The sequence below is a fragment of the Neorhizobium sp. S3-V5DH genome, from assembly GCF_004343065.1.
Classification (GTDB): domain Bacteria; phylum Pseudomonadota; class Alphaproteobacteria; order Rhizobiales; family Rhizobiaceae; genus Neorhizobium; species Neorhizobium huautlense.
In genome coordinates, this window is the sequence record NZ_SMCL01000003.1 from 235398 (window position 1) to 253473 (window position 18076).

Sequence of the window (18076 nt, forward strand, 5' to 3'; positions counted from 1 at the left end):
CGCCCGCCGCAAATAGGTTTGATTATGCTATGCGGCCTGGACGCGCGTCTCGTGCGACATCAGCAGCTCCTTGAGAGAGGCATGGATTTCTGCGCCCATGTCGGCGCGCAACATGGCGAATGCCACATTGGCCTCGATAAAGCCGCGCTTGCTGCCGCAATCAAATGTGCGCCCCTTGTAAGGATGCGCATGGAACGGCTGGACCTGGGCAAGCTTGTGCATGCTGTCGGTCAGCTGGATCTCGTTGCCGGCGCCACGTTCCTGGCTGGCCAGAAGCTCGAAGATCTCCGGCTGAAGAATATAGCGGCCATTCAGGTAATAATTTGACGGCGCGTCCTCCGGTTTCGGCTTTTCGACCATGGCCGTCACTTCGAAACCGTTCTTGACGCCCCGACCGACACCAACGACGCCGTAGCTCGATGTCTCCTCGGGTGCGCATTCCTCGACCGCGAAGACATTGCCTCCGACCTCTTCATATAGGTCCATCAGGCCGGCCATGCATCCCTGCGGGCCGTAGGACACCATGTCGGGAAGCAGGAGGGCGAAAGGCTCGTCGCCGACAAGCTCACGGGCGCACCAGACCGCATGTCCGAGGCCGAGCGGCACCTGTTGACGGGTGTAGCTTACGGTGCCGGCGACCGGCAGCATCTTCTCGAGCTGCGTTACCTGTACGGTCTTACCCGAGCGCGTCAGGGTGGCGATAAGTTCCGGAGCGCTGTCGAAATAGTCCTCGATCGCGGTCTTGTTGCGGCTGGTGACGAAAATGATGTTCTCGATCCCTGCCTGCATGGCTTCATCGACCGCATACTGGACGACGGGGCGATCGACGATCGTCAACATTTCTTTCGGCATGGCCTTGGTGGCCGGCAGGAACCGAGTGCCGTTGCCTGCGACGGGGATCACCGCCTTTCGAACTGGTCTGTTCATATCCATTCCTTCGTCCTTTCCGGAGGGCGCCCCCGCCCTATCCGATCGGATTTCAGTTGGCGCCAGCGGTGTCCCACCAGCCGGCGCATGCGGACAGCAATCGGCATACGCAGGTGCTTGAGTGCACCCGGATGCCGGACTGCTGTTTTCAAGAAGCCCCCCACGGAGCCTTTCTTGATTTCGTCGACGAGCGTTAGAAATGCCGTCGCCTCGTGGAAACTTCTGGTGCGGCGGGTTTGAGCCGCCATGGCCTTGGCATCCAGTTTGTAGCGGGCGAGAAAGGCCCGGTCGGAAGCCAGCATCGCGTCGATGTGGGACTGCTCCAGCACCCGCGAAATCGAACCCTGCCTCAGGTGATAGACGTAGCCGACATCCGGAGTGATTGCGCAGCGTGCACCGCAGGCAAGCGCCGACGCGAGCAGCAGGTAGTCTTCCCCTACCCTCAGCGTGTCATCAAAACGCAGTTGGTGACGGACCAGGAAATCGCGTTCAAAGATCGGCTTCATGTAACCGAAATTGAAGGTCGACTGGAAGATCACGTTCGAGCCGATGAAGTCGGCAAGCGTCAGGATCGGCCGCCGCTTGAGCTCTTCCCGGGCAAACATGGTCTGCGGCTTTCCGCCCTCAATGGGAACCACGTCGAGATTGTCGAGTACCACCTGAGCCTCGGCTTCCTCAGCACGCTCCAGCATCGTCAGCAGACGGGTGGGATAGACCGTGTCGTCGGCGTCGAGAACGGCAATCCATCGTCCCCGCGCCGCCGCAAACCCGGCATTGCGGGCCGCTGCAGGTCCGCCGTTTTCCTCCTGCTCGATGAGCCGCACCCGCTCGTCCGGATAGTGGCGTACGAGTTCTCGCGTGGCGTCCTTCGAGCAATCGTCGATGACGATCACCTCTACCGCTACGCCGATCTGGGCAAGAGCGCTGGCAATCGCTTGCCCGATCGTATCCTGGGCATTGTAAGCCGCGATCACAAAGCTCACATCTGGCTGGAAATCGGACATCGTCATGCGGTTTCGACGGCTCCATATTGTCGGATTTCGCGCATCCCCAGTGTGCCGGAGACCACGCCGGCATGAAGCGCAGCGCGCAGGACATAACGATTGCGCTTGACGGGTGAAAATGCCGTCGCCGCGCCCATTGCCGCGCAGAAGACGAATTTCAGGCCCGCAACTCCGGTCTGTTTGACACGGCTCAGGCCGGCATTTTTCGCGGCAAGAATGCGCCCATGCGTCTGACCTGACCGGAAACGGCGCTTGGCAAGCCAAGAAAAGCTGGCGCGCTTTTCCGGAACCCGTTCTTCGACGATGGCGTCCCGGGCGAACTCGATGCGCCCGCCGTCGTCGGTCAATCCCGTAAAGAAATGCGTATCCTCGCCACCGCTCTGTCCAAGCGACAGCGCAAACCGTCGCCCAGATACCGCCGGCGAGCGCATGTCGAGCAAAACGTTGCAGGTGTAACCGGTTCTGATACGCCCCTCGACCCACACCGGCATGGTGGAGTGGAAATCACCCTTCCGCATCCAACCGGCGCTTCGGCCATCATAAATCGCCCTGACCGGGCCTAGAACCGCATCGGCTCCGCTGTGCATCAGGGTAGAGAAGAGTTCGGCGAGCCATAGAGGCGTCGCCGTCTCGTCGTCGTCGATAAAGGCGAGATAGTCCGCATCGCTTTCGGCAAGGCAGGCATTGCGCGCGATGGAGATATTCGATTTTGGGCAATGCACGTAGTGGATCGGGAACGGCGAATGCACCCGCATCTCGTCTACCAGCGCCCGCGCACTGGGACTTGCGTCGTTATCGGCGACGATCAGGCGCAGCTGGACTCCCATGGGTTCGGCGAGCCTGAACAGGGATTCGAGCGTCGCCCGCAGTTCCGGCCTCCGATAGGTGCAGATGCCGATATCGATACGAACCGATCTTTCGCCTGCCGTCATCACGCCGCCCTCCGTCCGACGCCGGCCAATTCCAGCCAGAAGCCGGCAGACCAGGCAAAATGCATGATCATGGCCGAGAGCGAGGCGAGCGGGCCGTAGGGGTTTTTCTGTCCGACAGCCATCCAGAAGCCGTAACCGAGGCAGGCAGCAGCCCAGATCACCAGTGGTACCGCCGCCCACCAATAGATGAGTGCCAGAACCGCCCCGACAACGACCGGTGCGACTGCCAACGGAATCGCCTGCCGGAGCTTCGGGACTGAACGGTGTTTCATGAGATTTTTTGCCCGGCCGCGACCGTAGGCGAGATATTGCTTGAAGAGGGCCGAAGCGCTGGCTCGCGGATAATAGGTCATATAGGTCTTGCCGGTCATCCAGATCCGGAAGCCGGCGGCGCGCAGCCTGAAGTCAAGCTCGGCGTCCTCGTTGTGACTGAAATTCTCGTCATAACCCCCGACGGAACGAAAGGCCTCAATTCGCATCAGCGCGTGATGGCCGTGATCGACCCATTCGCCGCCCCCTCCCGCACGATGCTTGGAGCCGCCGTTGCCGAGCTTGGAGTTCTGAGCAATGGCGGTCGCCTTCTGAAAGAGGCCGAAACCGATGGTTTCCATGCCGACCACCACGGAATCGGCGTTCATCTCGATCGCCTCATGGATGAGGGTCCGGCAATAGTCATCCGGGTAATCGCCATGTGCGTCGATGCGGATGAGATAGTCCCGATCTTCTCCGAAACGATCGACGGCAAGATTGATGGCGGCGCTTTGTATCCGCTTGGCGTTGGCGAGCAGCAGGAGGTCTGGAATTTCGGACGTGAGACTGCTGACGATCTCGGGCGTGCCGTCCCGGCTGCCGCCGTCGGCCACGACGATCAGCATATCCATTGCTCCGCGCTGCGCATGAAGCTTGCGCAGAAGAGGTTCGATCGTCGCCGCCTCGTTGAGGCAGGGGATCACCAGAAGCGTTCGGGCATCCTGGATATCGGAGAGCAAACGCGAAACCATACTCCACCTCACGACTGCACGGTTGATACAGCCGGCACATCCGCCGGCGGCGAGATGTTGGGATGTAGGGCGGAGAGCCGGGAAACAAGGGCGCGGCAATCTGCAGGGCCTGTAACCCACTGGCTGCGTTCGACAGCGCTGAGGCGTGAAACAAGATCGAGGTAACGTGCCTCGGTCATGCCCTTGAACAGCATTTCGAGCGCTTCGGGCGTCGCTCTTTCGATCGCCGGGCCAATTCCCCGGTTCTCCACGAACCTCCCGGTCTCGGTTCCGGAAAGGGCAATCGGGACAGTGCCGTAAAGACCGCCTTCGTAGAGCCGGTTCGGCAGGAGCCAGCTTGAATTGAGCCCTTCCTCGAAGAAGTCGATCGCCCAGCTAAATTGGACGTCGCGATAGATCGCCGCAAGATCCTCCGGATTGCGGTAGGCGCCGTGGAATTCCACGTGAGGCGCACTGCTCACCTTCGCATCGAAATCATCGAACTCGCTGTAGGCAGGGCGACCGCGCAGAACGACCTCCACCCTGCCATCCATCCGCCTTGCCAATTCGAGCAAGATATCCAGCGATTTTCGGCAGCGGAGCGCACCGAACCAACCGATCCGCCAGGGTTGTCCAGGCTTCGGCAATCGCGGTGCCGGCGCGGCAGACACGATTTCGGGCTTCAATGCCAGCACCTTGTTCTCCAGGAGCAGGACCGGCAAGTCGAGCCCCGAACGGGGCTTGAAGAAATTCTCCACGAAAGCCGGCGAACTGGTGACCAGTAGGCTGGCACGGCGGCCGAAATAGCGCTGGACCTGACGCATCAGCCGGCCCTTGGCGCCTTCGTCCAGGAGCAGCCTGTGAATATCGAGGCATTCATAAACCACCGGAATGTCGCGACCGAACAGCGAGGCCGCGTGGCCCGCAAGCGCCAGGGTCTCCAGGTTGCGGGCGATGATGACGTCTGGCCGCGTCACTCCGGCCAATTTCGACTTCAAGGTCATTCGCGCAGCGATCACCGCGCCGATACGCTGGGCGAAACGGCCGTCCGCAGTTCTCCCGAGCACTGTGGTCGGTACATCGCGCTCGTCCGCCAATACGCTGGCTCCACGCTTGAAACCCGCGACAGTAACCTCTGCGCCACCCGCCTTCAGCGTGAGTACGCGGCGCCTGATCGCCGCGTCGGCCAGATCGTGAGCGAGATAGAGAACATTCAGACTCAAGTCGTCCAACTCCTTTCAGTCCCTCCCGGCCCTTCCAACCTGTTGGAAAACCGGGAGAGCAAATGCCTCAGTCAAGCGTGCAAAGCACGGATTCGGGAAAACGGCAGTCCTCGCCAAGCGCCGTAAAGGCGATGCGGTCGACAGACATCGAGGCCGGCTGGGTATAGGAGAACGCGCCCATCCAATTCTTCAGGGTGTCCGTACCCCAGAGGCTGAGGAAGATCTTCTGAGGGTTCGACGGTATCTTCGCCTTGTCGGTCACTTCCTGGACGAGTTTTCCGTTCAGGAAATAACGAAGGCGGTTTTCTTCCCAGATGAAGGCATAGTCGTTGAACCCCTGGTCGGCGCCGCCGGCGACCGGCACCAGCTTTTCATTGCCGCCCTTCGCACCGATATACTGATTGACCTGTACTTCGCCCGCGTTCTTGCCGAGAACTTCGAAGTCGATCTCGTCATGCGGTTTCTTGTCGGTGGGGCCGATATAGGTGAAGAACGCCGAATTCAGGCCGGAGCCGGTCGCCGCCTTCATGCGCACCTCGTAGGTACCATATCCGTAGCGAGCCTTCGTCTGAATCTCTCCGCAGGCGTAGTTTCGATCCTTGGCTTTGCCTTCGGAAAATTCCAGCTGCAAGATACCGTTCTCGACCCGTACCTGCTTCTTCGACCATGTGCAGTTCTGATGGCTGCCGTTATTCCAGCCGTCGGAAACGTACCAGAAGGAGCGGTCGAGGCTGTCGAAGTTTTCCACGAAGGATTTGCTGTTCGCACCCTGCTGCGCGAACGCGGCAGACGAAAGCATGCCCAACGCCGCGGTTGCGATGATGATCTTGCAGGTTTGCTGAATCTGTCTGGCTTTCGCCATCATGTTTCACCTTTGTTGTTGCGTCATGGCCGGCTCGCCAGGGCGAGAAAGTCCGGCAGGAGAATGGGACTTTGCAGCTGCGGTAAGTTTGGCCTTGCGCCCGCGGCTGCCGGTCAGCACTTCGTAAAGCGCCGGCATTGCACGAGAGATGTAGCGGTTGGAGAAGGCGAGGATGATGAAGCTCCCCAACGCCGCGCCGAAGTAGAAGAGCAGATAGAACTCATCCCCCGCCAGCCGGTTCCACACCATCCACATCACCACGAGCAGTGGATAATGGGCGCAGAATATCCAGAAGCTCAGGCTGCCGGTGGCGGCGAGACGTTGGCTGATAGGCAGCCGAATCAGGAAGGAGGACATCAGCCAGAAACCCACCACACCGAGCATCGACAGGGTATTGCGGGCAAGATCGACAACCCAGGGGAAGTCGGGCCCGGTATGGTATTGCGCGACGGAAAGCAGGGCTGCCGCTGCAAGGGCAGTTGCACTTCCGATGCCGGCAAAACGGTCGAGAGCCTTGAGGTCCTGCCGGTAGAGCGCCAGGAATATTCCCAGCGTGAAGCTGAAAAGGATCGTTTTCTTCAGCACGATCCCGAGCGTCACCTCGGGCAGGATCGCCACGAAAAACAGGACGCCGAGCGTAGGCCCGGGGTACCGGCGGACCAGGAACGCCAGGATCGGCGAAAGGATGATGCAGACGACGAGATCGCGCAGGAAATAGAGGGGAAGATTGATCGGCAGTTCTTCCGTCGCCAGCGCGGAACTGAGCAATTCGCGCGGCGCAGCATTCCACAGATCGGGGAAATATCCTTCGCCGATACCGATGCGCTGAGCAGCGAACACCGCAGCAAACAGGCCTACGTTCCAAAGCAGGAACGGAAGCAGCACGGTTCTCGCCTTCGAGCGGAGTGTCTTTGAATAGTCGAACCCGCTCCAGCCGCGCTGGAACAACAGGTAGCCCGAAATAACGCTCAGGCATGGCACGCCGATGCGGAACAGGCTGTCGCCTAGAAAGACCCTCAGCCAGTCGAAGAACCCGTTCGCCCCAATGAAGGGGCTGGTCTGCGGATCATGCGGCACATGCACGAAGACGATGCCGGAAATCAGCAGGATACGCATCAAATTGATACGGGAGGATATGTTCTGATCAACAGTCAAACGAGTCACCCCTTTTGGGCAGTGCCTCCCTTCACCGCCGTTTCAATCAGAGCAGACTTGAGCCCGCAATCCGAAAAAGGATCGCCCCGACTTTGGCGCAAAATGTGGCGACGCAGCAAAAAACGTTGATGACAGGTCTCGAAACGACGCGCCTCGACTGGTTTTCACCCCTCAGAAATTGTAGCACCCATCATAATTTCCAAGGGTTTCGTGCCAAGTTCTCATAGATGATTGTTGCAGTGCAGCACGCGAAAAAAATCTGTTTCTCGGCGACAAAAACGTTCTATGTGACCGTACGGGATTACCGCGCGAGATCTGAACCCATCTAAATTGGGGCAAAATAAAGGCGCTTTTGCGGCACATTAAGGCGGAGAAGGCAGAGTTACTGACCCTCGCCTCCATGAGGGATCAATGGCCGAATTTTTCGTAGAGCACATCAGACACCGTTGCGAAATATGGTGAGATCCACCGCGTCGATCACGGCCGGAAACTGCAGGAGAAATAGGCGTCTCAGCCGTTAATTCGAAATCTTCCGGCATGGGTGCTCTTGCCGGAATCGGCGCCGTGACAAATTTCAGCCTGAATGTGACGGTCTTTGATAGCCCGCTTCAGCCGGAATTTGGCGTGATCGCTTCACGCCTTTGGCTGGAGCATATGTCAAAATCCCGTTGCTGGAGTTCAGTCTAATACGGCAGCGAGCTGCCGCCTAAACCCGGAGCCCGACGAGAGTCAACGGCTTGCAATTCTTTGAGGAAGCAGGGGCGAAAACATGGCGACGTTCACGGTTGTTATCCCGTTTTACCAGAAAGAGGCCGGCATACTGCGCCGGGCGCTGACATCGATTTTCGATCAGAACTATCAGGACTTTGACATAGTCGTCGTCGACGATGAGTCCCCCCTGCCCGCCGACATTGAGCTTCAAGATGTTGATAAGGTTTGGAAATCTCGCATTCGCGTCATTCGCCAGCCGAACGGAGGACCAGGGAGCGCGCGCAATACCGGTCTCGACAATGTGCCCGCAGACACCCGATTCGTCGCGCTGCTGGATTCTGACGACGTCTGGCTGCCGGACCATCTCAAGAATGCCTATGACAGCATGACCCGGTTCGACGCGGAGTGCTATTGGGCCTCGATGCAGCCCAGTGAGGAATTCTATTACCACTTCGGAATGGCCGAACTCGAGCGGACGGAGGGCGGCGTTCGGGTCTCCGAGAACCCGTTGGTCATCGAGATGCCGGACCTGGCGAGCGTCATGCTCAAGAATTGGAGTTTCCTACATCTTTCCTGCATGGTCATCGGCCGGCCGGTCTTCGAAAGCATCCGGTTCGAGCCGTCGCTGCGGTTGGCGGCGGAGGATGTGCTCTTCTTCTGCGACTGCATCCTGAAATCGAAGCGGACACTGCTTTGCGATGCGCCGGGCGCGGCCCGCGGAATGGGGCTCAACATCTTCCACAGCATCGACAACCGCTCGCCGCAATTCCTTCGACAGCAATTCAACACCTGGGTGGCACTCGATACGCTCGAAGAACGTTTTCGCTCGCGCCCGAGCGACGTGGCGTCGATTGCCTCCTACAAGAACACCGCCCGCCGCCAGGCCCTCTGGAGCCAGGCCGGGCGGGTCAAACGGCGGCAATCGCCTGATTTTGGTCTGCTCGCCCGTTGGGTCATGCGCGACCCGGGGCTCATCCGGGCCGCTTTCGAACTTGGTGCTGGAAAGCTTGGCCGCAATGCGCGCTGATATCCGCACATCCCTTTCAATCATCATCCCATGGAGGCCCGCATGAAAGCGTACTACTGGGAATCGCATCACGGAAATTTCGGCGACGATCTCAATCTCTGGCTCTGGGACTTCCTGCTTCCGGGCTTCCGGGACGTCCATCCGGACGTTCTGCTGGTGGGAGTTGGCACGGTACTCAATCCGGTACTTCTTCCCAGCGGCCAGAAAAAACTCGTCGTTGGAAGCGGATACGGTTATGGCACCCCTCCTGAAACCGGCAATGCCGCCGAATGGGATGTCCGCGCGGTGCGCGGGCCTCTGACGGCCCAAAAACTCGGGCTTTCGCTCGATATGGGCGTCACCGATCCGGCCGCCATGATCGCTGACATGCCAGAATTCCAGAACGTTCCGAAGATCCACAAGAAGACTTTCATTCCCCATTGGGAATCGGCCGAATACGGAATGTGGGGGGCCGTCTGCGAGCCGGTAGGCCTCACTTATCTCGACCCCCGAGGCGAGGCGAAGTCGGTGATCCGACACATCGCCCAGTCGGAGCTGATCGTCGCCGAATCCATGCACGGGGCCATCCTTGCGGATGCATTCCGGGTGCCTTGGGTGGCAGTCAGCACGTCTCGTTCCATCAACAATTTCAAATGGAACGACTGGGCAAGCTCCGTAGGCACGACCTATGAGCCGCGCTACGTTCCAGTCTCGACGCGCGCTGAAGCGGCGGCCAAACAATCGCGTTTCTGGGGCATGCGTTTCGACAAACAGCCGCCGGCTTTCCCAACAGCTTCCGAAGCGCCTGCCGGCGAGGTCATCGTCCGCCCTGCCCCGCCCCAGAACGGGCTTCGGGGCGTGGCCAAGCAATTTCTTGCGGCCCCCTCCGTGCTGGCTCTCTGGCAGGCGAGCCGGGCTGAACCGCGGCTTAGCCCGGATAGCGTTCTTGAGGAGAAGAAACAGAAATTTCGCACGGTTCTCGACGGAATACGCAGGGATTACTTCTGAGCGGCGGGAATGCCCGGCAGCAGATAACGCATCGCGGGCGCTTCGGCCGGTACTCCCGACTTCGCGCGCAAGAGATCGAGCTTATCGAAGAAGATACCTGTGACAACGGCGGGAAACGCCTGCGGCCGCCCCAGCATGTGGCGGATCGCAGCGAGTTTTCCCGCCTTCGACTTGACGTCCAGGAAGGCACGTAGCTCGTATTTGCCGCGAATATGATCTCTATGCTGCTTGATGACGTCACGCGCCGCCGGCGGCAGTCCCGGATCCGCCAGGATGGCCTCATCCGCCTCGTAGAACTGGCGCAGATCTTCCGTCCGGTGGCGACCGCTCAGGGAATTTGCCCGTATCACGGCGCCATAACCGCAATGCTCGATCACCTTGTAGCGGGCGCCCTTGGCAAGCGCCCGGACATAGAAGTCATAATCTTCACCGAGACGCATTTCCTCCTTGTAGCGCAGGCGATGCGCCTCAATGAAGGACCGCCGGATCACCGGCTTCAGGAAGCCTGTTTCGCCTCGCTTCAGGCCGCGCCGAGAGATGTTGCCCTCCACGAATTCAACAAGCGGTATGGTGCGCGTACGGGCTTGGAAACGCTCCGGCCGGACCGTTTCTGCCTGCCCGTGGACGAAGGCAATATTGTCGGCAATGAGATCCCAGTCGTCTTCGGCGAGCATCGGTTCGAAACGATCGGAAAAGAAGAAATCGTCGGCATCCAGAATCGCAATCAGCGGAGCGGTCGCCATGGCGATGGCGTGGTTGCGGGCAGCCGAAGGACCGCGATTCCTGTCGAATGAAACAACCTTAAGCCGGCCGGTACCGTCGTCTACGTCACGCGCCGCATCCGCGGTCCTGTCGGTCGAGCCATCATCCACCACCACGACCTCGCTGACCTGAGCCTCTTGCAGGGCCGATCGGATGGCTATTCCGATGGTATCCGCGGCATCCTTGGCCGCGATGATGACGCAGATCGTCTGGTGAGCAGTTCCGGCCATAGCGGTCTCCATGCTTCATCGGTCACGGGAACTATGGACTTAGGAAAGTGGCCGCGATGTGGAAAGGGTAGAAAAACCTTCGAGGCTAGGCATCGCTTGCAGGGACGTTGGGAGCCGCATCGGCGCGCATCGTGTCCCGCCGGCTGCTTTCCCTGGCGCTTTTCGAAGAGACCGAATCCGGAGAAGCGGCCTCTTCACGGTACTTTTTTTCGCGATGCACCAGGTAAAGAACGCCTATGAAATAACCGACCTGAAGAATGACGGCACAGATAAGCGTCTGTATAAAGGCCGTATAAAACGAGTCGGTCATAAAATAGGCCGACACCGCAAAAGCGATTAGTACCCCTGTCATGCTGACAAAGACGCGCGGTGCGTACATGATCGTTCCTCCCGACCGCAAACTTGCTTGGCTTGACGGTCTTTCGGCTCCTCTCCCACAACAACAACCATAAGAGCCTGCAAGAGAGGATTCAAGTTTTCCTGCGCCCATTGTGCCGGACTGTTAGTGAAACTTTCGTAAGGTTCCGCAGGTTCCTTTTAAATATCTCGTTTCTTTCTCTCTTCTGGCTCGCCGTCGCAAGATCATTGCCACCTTTTCGCCATATTTTTGCCCCGGTTCGCAAGCGCTGGAACGTTTTTTCCGTTTCCGTCGCTCAGACGGACCGAGGCCGGATCAACTTTTGTTACAAAGCTTAAGAAGGCCGACCGGCGTTTATTGCAGCGCACCATTGTATTGCGGCGCAACAGGAGTGGGCCTTTGGTCCTAGCTGCAAGCTACTTTGGTCCCAGCGGCAAAGAAGCCAGCGGGAGTATAGCTGAAATGCAAGCGGGAGAACGCGTGATCTATAGATAAGGGAGTACGAATAATATTGGTAACCAGACCGTCTCTACGAGAGCCTTACAATAATTTTCCGGCTTTCATCAGCATAAATTGCAATAGAAGCAACCAGTCATAGGGTGGGCCAGCGGGGCCGGCCGACCATCCGGCGATGGTTGAGCCAAAAATTTGACTGGCATCAAATTCCGAACACAGACTTATTATCACATTGCACGCTAATACGCGCCGTAATGGCACCGACTATCGCAAAACCTAAATGGAGTTCACTCTATGAAGTCAGCGACACGTTCGGCAGGTTCGCCGTTTTCAACTTCTGACCAAGCCGGCAGGATTCTCCCCACCGGCGGCTTGGCGAAACGAAGCTTCGACATAACAGCCGCCGCCCTCGCACTCCTCCTTTTCAGCCCCATTTTCATTATGATCGCGGCGCTGGTAAAGTTTTCCGACAATGGACCGATCTTGTACGGACATCGTCGGATCGGTCATAACGGCCGCACGTTCAAATGCCTGAAATTCCGCACAATGGCCGTCAATGGCGATGAAATTCTGCGGAATTACCTCCGAGACAATCCGCAAGCTGCGGAAGAGTGGCGGGCGACCCGCAAACTCAAGAACGACCCCCGGGTGACAGTCGTGGGAACGGTATTGCGTAAACTCAGCCTCGACGAACTGCCTCAGCTCCTCAACATTCTGCGCGGAGAGATGAGCGTGGTCGGCCCAAGGCCGGTGGTGGACGAAGAGCTGAACCTTTATGACAGCTTTGCCGCCTTTTACCTTCGGACCCGCCCGGGCCTTACCGGCCTTTGGCAGATCAGCGGCCGTAACGATGTTTCCTACGAAAGCCGCATCGCCTTCGATACGCAGTATGTCCAGAACTGGTCGCTTCTCGGCGATGTCGCAATCATTGTGAGAACCATCCCTGCTGTTTGCATGGCACGCGGCAGTTATTGATCGTTCTTTCTCTTCCACAGGATCTGAACTCGGTCGTCTGACCGGATCGGAAAATGATGGACCCGGAGCGTGGAAGCAATTCCACGCCACTTGAGGAAAAAACCCATGCAGATAGGAACCGCCTCCGCGAGGAGCTTGCGTGTTTTATGCTTTCTGACCGGCGCATTTCTTGCGCTGACCAGCAGTGTCCTGGCGGACGACAACAGCTATCGCCTCGGCGTGATGGACAAGCTGCGCATCCGTGTGGCGGAATGGCAGCCGGCCGAAGGTACCGTGCGCAACTGGGACGCAGTCAGCGGCGACTATACGATCGGCCCTACTGGCTCGCTTTCGCTTCCGTTCATCGGCGACCTCCCCGCCGCGGGGAAGACGACCGGGGATGTAGCGAAAATCATCGGCGAGGAATTGCGCGGCAAGTTCGCGCTGCGCAACCTGCCGTCCGCTTCGGTGGAGATCGCCCAGTTCCGTCCGGTCTTTGTCACCGGCGACGTGACTACACCCGGCGAATATCCCTATGCACCCAATCTGACCGTGCTGAAGGCCGTCAGCCTTTCGGGGGGGCTTCGCCGTTCCGATGCCGGACAGCGTTTCGCGCGTGACTTCATCGATGCCCGCGGCGACGCTGCGGTTTACGATTCGGCCCGCGGCAGACTGCTGGCCCGTCGTGCACGGCTGCAAGCAGAAATCGCCCGCGCGCCGGAAATCAAGATGCCTCCGGAGCTGGAAAAGGTTCCAAACGCCGCCCAGTTGATCGCTAGCGAAGCGGCTCTCATGAAGTCCCGCCGCGATCGCTATGAACTTCAGCTAAAGGCCCTGGCGGACCTTCGCAGCCTTCTCGAAACCGAGGTGCAGTCCCTCAACCGGAAGGCTGAAACGCAGAAACGCCAGTTGCAACTCGTCAACGATGACCGGGACAAGATGGCGCGTCTGACGGAACAGGGGTTGGCGACCTCGAGCCGGCGCCTGACGGCCGAGGAACGCGCGGCAGACCTCGAATCGAACATGCTCGATACGGACACGGCCGCGCTGCGCGCCAAACAGGACATCAACAAGGCCAATCAGGACGAAGTCAACCTTCGCAACGACTGGGAGGCGCAGCGCGCCAAGGAGCTGCAGGACACCGAGGCCGAGCTCGAAAAGCTCGGATTGCAGCTCACTACCAGCCGCGAAATGATGTCCGAAGCATTGGCACAATCGGCAGAAGCTCTAAAATTCGATCCCGCCGGCCACTCCGCCACGATCAAATACCTGGTGGTGAGGGACGAAGGCCAGGGGCCGAAGGAGATGACTGTCGGCGAAAACGACAGGCTTCTGCCCGGCGACGTCATCAAGGTCAGCTCAGAACTCCTGATGCAGTGAGGACGGCATGAGGATCGCCAAATCTGCGCTGATCGATCCGGCTCGCAACGAGATCTATGGCATCGCGGCTATCGCGCTGTCATTTTTCGTCTTTGCCTATTCGAGCCGGTTCGGGCAGATTTCGATCCTTGCCTATTATGGCGCCTGGTTCCTGCTGGTGCTCGTCGATTATCGGCGGGTGCTGGGCAACTATCTGAAATACATCTGGATCTTCAGCTTTGCGCTGTTCTGTTTTCTTTCCGCCTTCTGGTCGCCTGCCTTCGGCGTATCGTTGCGGACGTCCATTCAGTATCTCACGCACATCATCTGTGCGCTGATCGCCGTTCGGACAATAAGCACACAGACCCTCACCCGCGGCGCGATCGTCGGCACTGCCGTCGTGCTGATGTATTCGCTGCTTTTCGGCACCTATCTCTACGACGCCATCGATGGCGGCTACAGTTTCGTCGGCGCCTTCTCCTCAAAGAACCAGCTTGGGTTTTATGCCTCGCTTGGCGCTTTCTTTTCCTATGCCGCAATCCTGGTCTTCCGGGCGCGATCTGTCTGGCTCGTCGGCGCCGCCGTAAGCGGCTTGCTTTCAGCCTATTCGCTCGCGGCATCGAAATCGGCGACCTCGGTCATCACCACGCTCGGTGTCATAGCGCTTTGTCTGGGGATGCAGGCGATCATGTCCTTGTCGCCCCGGACCCGGCGCATCTTCTTTGCCGCCTCCCTGGTTCTGGTGGTGATTGCAGCTGTCGGCGCGCTTCAGTTCGGCGCCATGGACGCGATCCTTTCCGTCTTCGGCAAGGATTCGACCCTGACCGGCAGAACCTATCTGTGGCAGCAGGGAATCGAGGCGGCCCGCCAGCACCCGCTATTCGGCATTGGCTATCAGGGATACTGGGTCGTCGGATTTTCCGAGGCAGAAAGGCTCTGGCAGGATTTCTTCATCGCGTCCCGCAACGGCTTCCATTTCCATAACACCTACATTGAAACCATGGTGGAAACGGGACTGGTCGGAACACTGCTCCTCACCTTCATCTTGCTGACCACCCTCGCCGGTCATTTGAGGCGGCTGTTGACGGTGGCCCGGAACCCGGAATCCCTCCTGCTCTTCAGCATTGCAGGCCTGCTGCTCATCCGGTCCTTCGTCGAGATCGACATCATGCATCCTTACCATGTCGGCTCGTTCCTGCTCTATTTCGCTACCGGCAAACTGGCGATCAGGCAGGTCCAGGCAAACCGGGCCTATTTCGACCGTTTCGCTACCGGCAGAAGCAACCCGCAAGGCGCCGGAGCGCCCGCATCCTTTAGACGCGCAAACGGCTTCGATCTGGGCCGTCGGAGCTCTTGATTGGGTCGAAACTGATCCGAGCGAGCTTCGCCTACATCTCTTTGTGTTTTGACTGCCATAATGAGGCTCCAACCTAGATGCAGACGCTATACTCCATCCAGTATCTGAGAGCATTCGCTGCCTTGGCCGTCGTGATATTCCACGCCGGCGAACGGACGGGCCTGCCCTTCACAATCGGTGCCGCCGGCGTCGACGTGTTCTTCGTGGTAAGCGGCTTCATCATGATGGCCATCAGCGACAGCCGACCGGTCAGTCCCGGGCACTTCTTCCGCAACCGTCTTCTGCGCATCGCGCCGGCTTATTGGGCTGCAACCTTCGCCATGGTGATCGGCGCGGCCGCCGGCGTCTTTCCGAACCTGCGGCTCGACCCCGCGCACACGCTCGGATCCTTCTTCTTCATTCCCATCGCCTCGCCCAGCAGCGGAAATCTCTGGCCGGTCCTGGTGCAGGGCTGGACGCTGAATTATGAGATCTTCTTCTACACCCTCTTCGCGCTCGTCCTGTTCCTCAGGCCCGGATCGCGGCTCCTGGCCCTGGCTCTCCTGTTCGGCGCCTTCGTCATCGCCGGCACCTTGCTGCAACCAAAGAACCCGATCCTGGCGTTCTACACGGCACCTCTTATTCTGGAGTTTGTCGCAGGCGCAGCGCTTGCGAAACTATGGGCCGCCCGGCGCCTTCCGTCCCCGACAGTCGGCCTTGCGCTCGTCGCTACGGCGGTCGCGGGTTTCGCAGCGATCCATCTGCTGAAGTTGGAGTTCGACGCCTTGACCTGCGGACCGCTGGCGGTCCTTCTCGTGCTCGGAGCTCTGGCGATGGAGGCCGGCGCCCGTCTGCGCAGACTCCCTCTCCTCGCCTACCTGGGCGACAGCTCCTATTCCATCTACCTCTGGCACACCTTCGCCATCTCCGTCATCGTCAAGATCGGTTTTATGCTCTCGCTTCCCGCCGCTGCGATCCTTTTCATAGCGGTCGTGCTGGGCACGGCATCCGGCATCGCCGCCTACGAATGCCTGGAGAAGCCGCTCCAGTCGTTGTTGAAGGGAAAGAGGCCTTCGTTCCGGCGTCTGCCGGTGCGTTCAGTTCGGTAAAGCGCCGGTGCGGTTAGCGGTTCGGAGCGGCTGCAGACTGATCCTTGAGATGATCCGCAAGGCGAAGGGCGAGTGCGACGGCCGGCAGGGTGGGATTGGCGTGCCCGCCCGTCGGGAACAGGCAGCTGCCTGCGAGATAAAGATTGGCTATCCCGTGGACGCGGCAATCGGCATCGGCGACACCTTCAGCCGGCGTTGCCGCCATCCGGCTCAGGCCGATCTGGTGGTACCCGTCAAAAGCCTGGTTCAACACCGCTTGCCGCCGCGTATCGGGATCATGCAGATATTCCAGCCGGCCAAGTCCATTGCGCCGCAGCCAGTCATCCAGAATCTCGTGCGACCTCAGCACGGATGACAGATCCTGATCGGTCACCCTGTAATCGACGGCCAACGCATCGCTGGGCGCCTGCCCGCCATTCGCCTTGAGGAACACTCGGCTTTCCGGATTGGGCACCTGCTCGGCGTGATAGCGGAGGAGATAGCGACCCTTCGGATTGATCAGAATACGCCACCGGTTGCGGCGCCGCTGGCGCATGTTTTGAAGCACACCGGATAGATCGATCAGCCAGCGCCGATCGGTGACGATATTCCTCCAGTGCTCCCTGCGGTTGATGTTCTGCGTCCCTCTCGATGTCGGAGCGAGCCCGTTCGAAAGGCGGCGATAGAGCCCCAAAGCCTTCAGGAAGAGATAGACGAGCGACAAGCTGCCGGATCCGTGGATCGGATCTGCGATCGAGACGGCATCCAGCCAAAAGACGCAGTTGAGTAACCGCTCCTTCAGCTGTACGGCCGTCGAGACCTGAAACCGTCTGCGAACGATGTAACCCTGGTCGTCAAGCTGAAAGGCGAACTGTCTCGCCATGGCGGGCTTCTCCAAGTGCAGCAACGCGATATACCCTGTCAGGTGCCCCTGATAGAACCGCCCGGTAGGACCCTCACTTCCACCACCGAATTCGGACCTGTCCCGTTGCAGCGAGAGAAGCAGGCGGGCATTTTCCAGCCCGCCACCCGCGAGGACAAAGTTCCCGGCTGCAACATGCATTTCCTCGCCGTCTCGATGAACCGTTATGCACTCGACCCGCCCGCCGGAGGAATCGAGCCGGATGCCGGTGGCTCGGCCATTCACCAGCCGTATCCGCCGGGAGCCGTTCAGCCGCCTCGCGCTTTCGGCACCGAGATCTGGCTGCCGGCTCCAGCGCTCGATCGCCTCGGTGGAGATCGACGCGTCGGCGATGCAAAGTTTCTCGGGAGCCGTTTGCGTCGGGCTGCAGTTGAGAAAGGAGAAGGCCTCCGGATAATATGAACGCAGGGATTCGTGCGGCAACGGCCAGCCGGAAAAAGGCACATGGCCGCGCTTCTCGAAATCCAGGTCGTCGAAGGCGACGCAACGTCCGCCCCAGAGCGCCGAGGCGCCGCCAATTCCGGGTCGCGACATCGCAAGCGAAGGCGCGTGATGAGCGTTCTGGAATTCGATATTGCCTGTATTGCCAGCGATGGCAGCGCCATCGGCTCCCATTTCCAGAAGAGTGACGTCAAGTCCAAGCTTTTCCAGCTTGAAGGCAAGCGCAAGTCCCACAGGCCCCGCGCCGACGATACATATGTCCGCCGTCTCTGATCCCCTAACACGGTCCGCCGCTGCCATGGCCGCCTTTCAGCAAGAGCCTACCATCAGCAGATAACGCGAAATGATCCACTTGGGACAGC

At 59.4% G+C, this 18076-nt stretch carries 16 protein-coding genes; 6 read left to right on the forward strand and 10 right to left on the reverse strand.

Features of this window, described 5'->3' with window-relative positions; translation table 11 throughout:
* Positions 1-27 precede the first annotated feature (27 nt).
* The 7 genes from EDE09_RS07095 to EDE09_RS07125 all read right to left on the reverse strand — a co-directional run bounded on the left by EDE09_RS07095 (position 28) and on the right by EDE09_RS07125 (position 7092).
* Entirely contained in the window at positions 28-933 is a 906-nt protein-coding gene (locus EDE09_RS07095) for a UTP--glucose-1-phosphate uridylyltransferase (RefSeq protein WP_132409467.1), read from the reverse strand.
* Entirely contained in the window at positions 924-1937 is a 1014-nt protein-coding gene (locus EDE09_RS07100) for a glycosyltransferase family 2 protein (RefSeq protein WP_132409469.1), read from the reverse strand. The genes EDE09_RS07095 and EDE09_RS07100 overlap by 10 nt, the downstream gene beginning before the upstream one ends.
* The gene (locus tag EDE09_RS07105; protein ID WP_132409471.1) at positions 1934-2863 is read right to left on the reverse strand and encodes a glycosyltransferase family 2 protein; all 930 of its coding nucleotides are present in this window, start codon (positions 2861-2863) and stop codon (positions 1934-1936) included. The genes EDE09_RS07100 and EDE09_RS07105 overlap by 4 nt, the downstream gene beginning before the upstream one ends.
* Positions 2863-3864, reverse strand: coding sequence for a glycosyltransferase family 2 protein (locus EDE09_RS07110; RefSeq protein WP_132409473.1), 1002 nt, complete (start codon positions 3862-3864; stop codon positions 2863-2865). Before EDE09_RS07110 ends, EDE09_RS07105 begins: the two co-directional genes overlap by 1 nt.
* Before the next feature lie 8 nt (positions 3865-3872).
* Entirely contained in the window at positions 3873-5066 is a 1194-nt protein-coding gene (locus tag EDE09_RS07115; protein WP_132409475.1) for a glycosyltransferase, read from the reverse strand.
* Between the two features lie 67 nt (positions 5067-5133).
* On the reverse strand, positions 5134-5931 hold the full coding sequence (locus EDE09_RS07120) for a glycoside hydrolase family 16 protein (RefSeq protein ID WP_162712387.1): 798 nt from the start codon (positions 5929-5931) through the stop codon (positions 5134-5136).
* A 3-nt stretch (positions 5932-5934) separates the two neighbouring features.
* On the reverse strand, positions 5935-7092 hold the full coding sequence (locus tag EDE09_RS07125; RefSeq protein WP_245505081.1) for an acyltransferase: 1158 nt from the start codon (positions 7090-7092) through the stop codon (positions 5935-5937).
* 760 nt (positions 7093-7852) lie between these two features.
* Between EDE09_RS07125 and EDE09_RS07130 the strand changes: the two genes are divergently transcribed.
* Together EDE09_RS07130 and EDE09_RS07135 are read left to right on the forward strand one after the other, a co-directional pair.
* Positions 7853-8821 carry a glycosyltransferase family 2 protein gene (locus tag EDE09_RS07130; RefSeq protein ID WP_132409477.1) on the forward strand — a complete coding sequence of 323 codons (969 nt, stop codon included), beginning with the start codon at positions 7853-7855 and terminating at the stop codon, positions 8819-8821.
* 42 nt (positions 8822-8863) lie between these two features.
* Positions 8864-9808, forward strand: a complete 945-nt coding sequence (locus EDE09_RS07135) for a polysaccharide pyruvyl transferase family protein (RefSeq protein WP_105371365.1) — start codon at positions 8864-8866, stop codon at positions 9806-9808.
* Here the strand turns inward: EDE09_RS07135 and EDE09_RS07140 are convergent.
* Both EDE09_RS07140 and EDE09_RS07145 read right to left on the reverse strand, forming a co-directional pair.
* Positions 9799-10800, reverse strand: a complete 1002-nt coding sequence (locus EDE09_RS07140; protein WP_132409479.1) for a glycosyltransferase family 2 protein — start codon at positions 10798-10800, stop codon at positions 9799-9801. The genes EDE09_RS07135 and EDE09_RS07140 overlap by 10 nt on opposite strands.
* Before the next feature lie 85 nt (positions 10801-10885).
* Positions 10886-11179, reverse strand: coding sequence for an exopolysaccharide production repressor protein (locus tag EDE09_RS07145; protein ID WP_105371363.1), 294 nt, complete (start codon positions 11177-11179; stop codon positions 10886-10888).
* Positions 11180-11908: 729 nt separating this feature from the next.
* On the opposite strand from EDE09_RS07145, the gene EDE09_RS07150 reads away from it, so the two are divergent.
* The 4 genes from EDE09_RS07150 to EDE09_RS07165 all read left to right on the forward strand — a co-directional run bounded on the left by EDE09_RS07150 (position 11909) and on the right by EDE09_RS07165 (position 16372).
* The gene (locus EDE09_RS07150; RefSeq protein ID WP_105371362.1) at positions 11909-12589 is read left to right on the forward strand and encodes a sugar transferase; all 681 of its coding nucleotides are present in this window, start codon (positions 11909-11911) and stop codon (positions 12587-12589) included.
* A 105-nt stretch (positions 12590-12694) separates the two neighbouring features.
* Positions 12695-13948, forward strand: coding sequence for a polysaccharide biosynthesis/export family protein (locus EDE09_RS07155; RefSeq protein ID WP_105371361.1), 1254 nt, complete (start codon positions 12695-12697; stop codon positions 13946-13948).
* Between the two features lie 7 nt (positions 13949-13955).
* A complete protein-coding gene (locus EDE09_RS07160) occupies positions 13956-15284 on the forward strand; it encodes an O-antigen ligase (RefSeq protein ID WP_105371360.1) in 1329 nt (442 codons plus the stop codon).
* A gap of 77 nt (positions 15285-15361) precedes the next feature.
* Positions 15362-16372 carry an acyltransferase gene (locus EDE09_RS07165; protein WP_105371359.1) on the forward strand — a complete coding sequence of 337 codons (1011 nt, stop codon included), beginning with the start codon at positions 15362-15364 and terminating at the stop codon, positions 16370-16372.
* A 13-nt stretch (positions 16373-16385) separates the two neighbouring features.
* Here the strand turns inward: EDE09_RS07165 and EDE09_RS07170 are convergent, their stop codons facing one another.
* Positions 16386-18014 carry an FAD-dependent oxidoreductase gene (locus EDE09_RS07170; protein ID WP_105371358.1) on the reverse strand — a complete coding sequence of 543 codons (1629 nt, stop codon included), beginning with the start codon at positions 18012-18014 and terminating at the stop codon, positions 16386-16388.
* Positions 18015-18076: the final 62 nt, after the last annotated feature.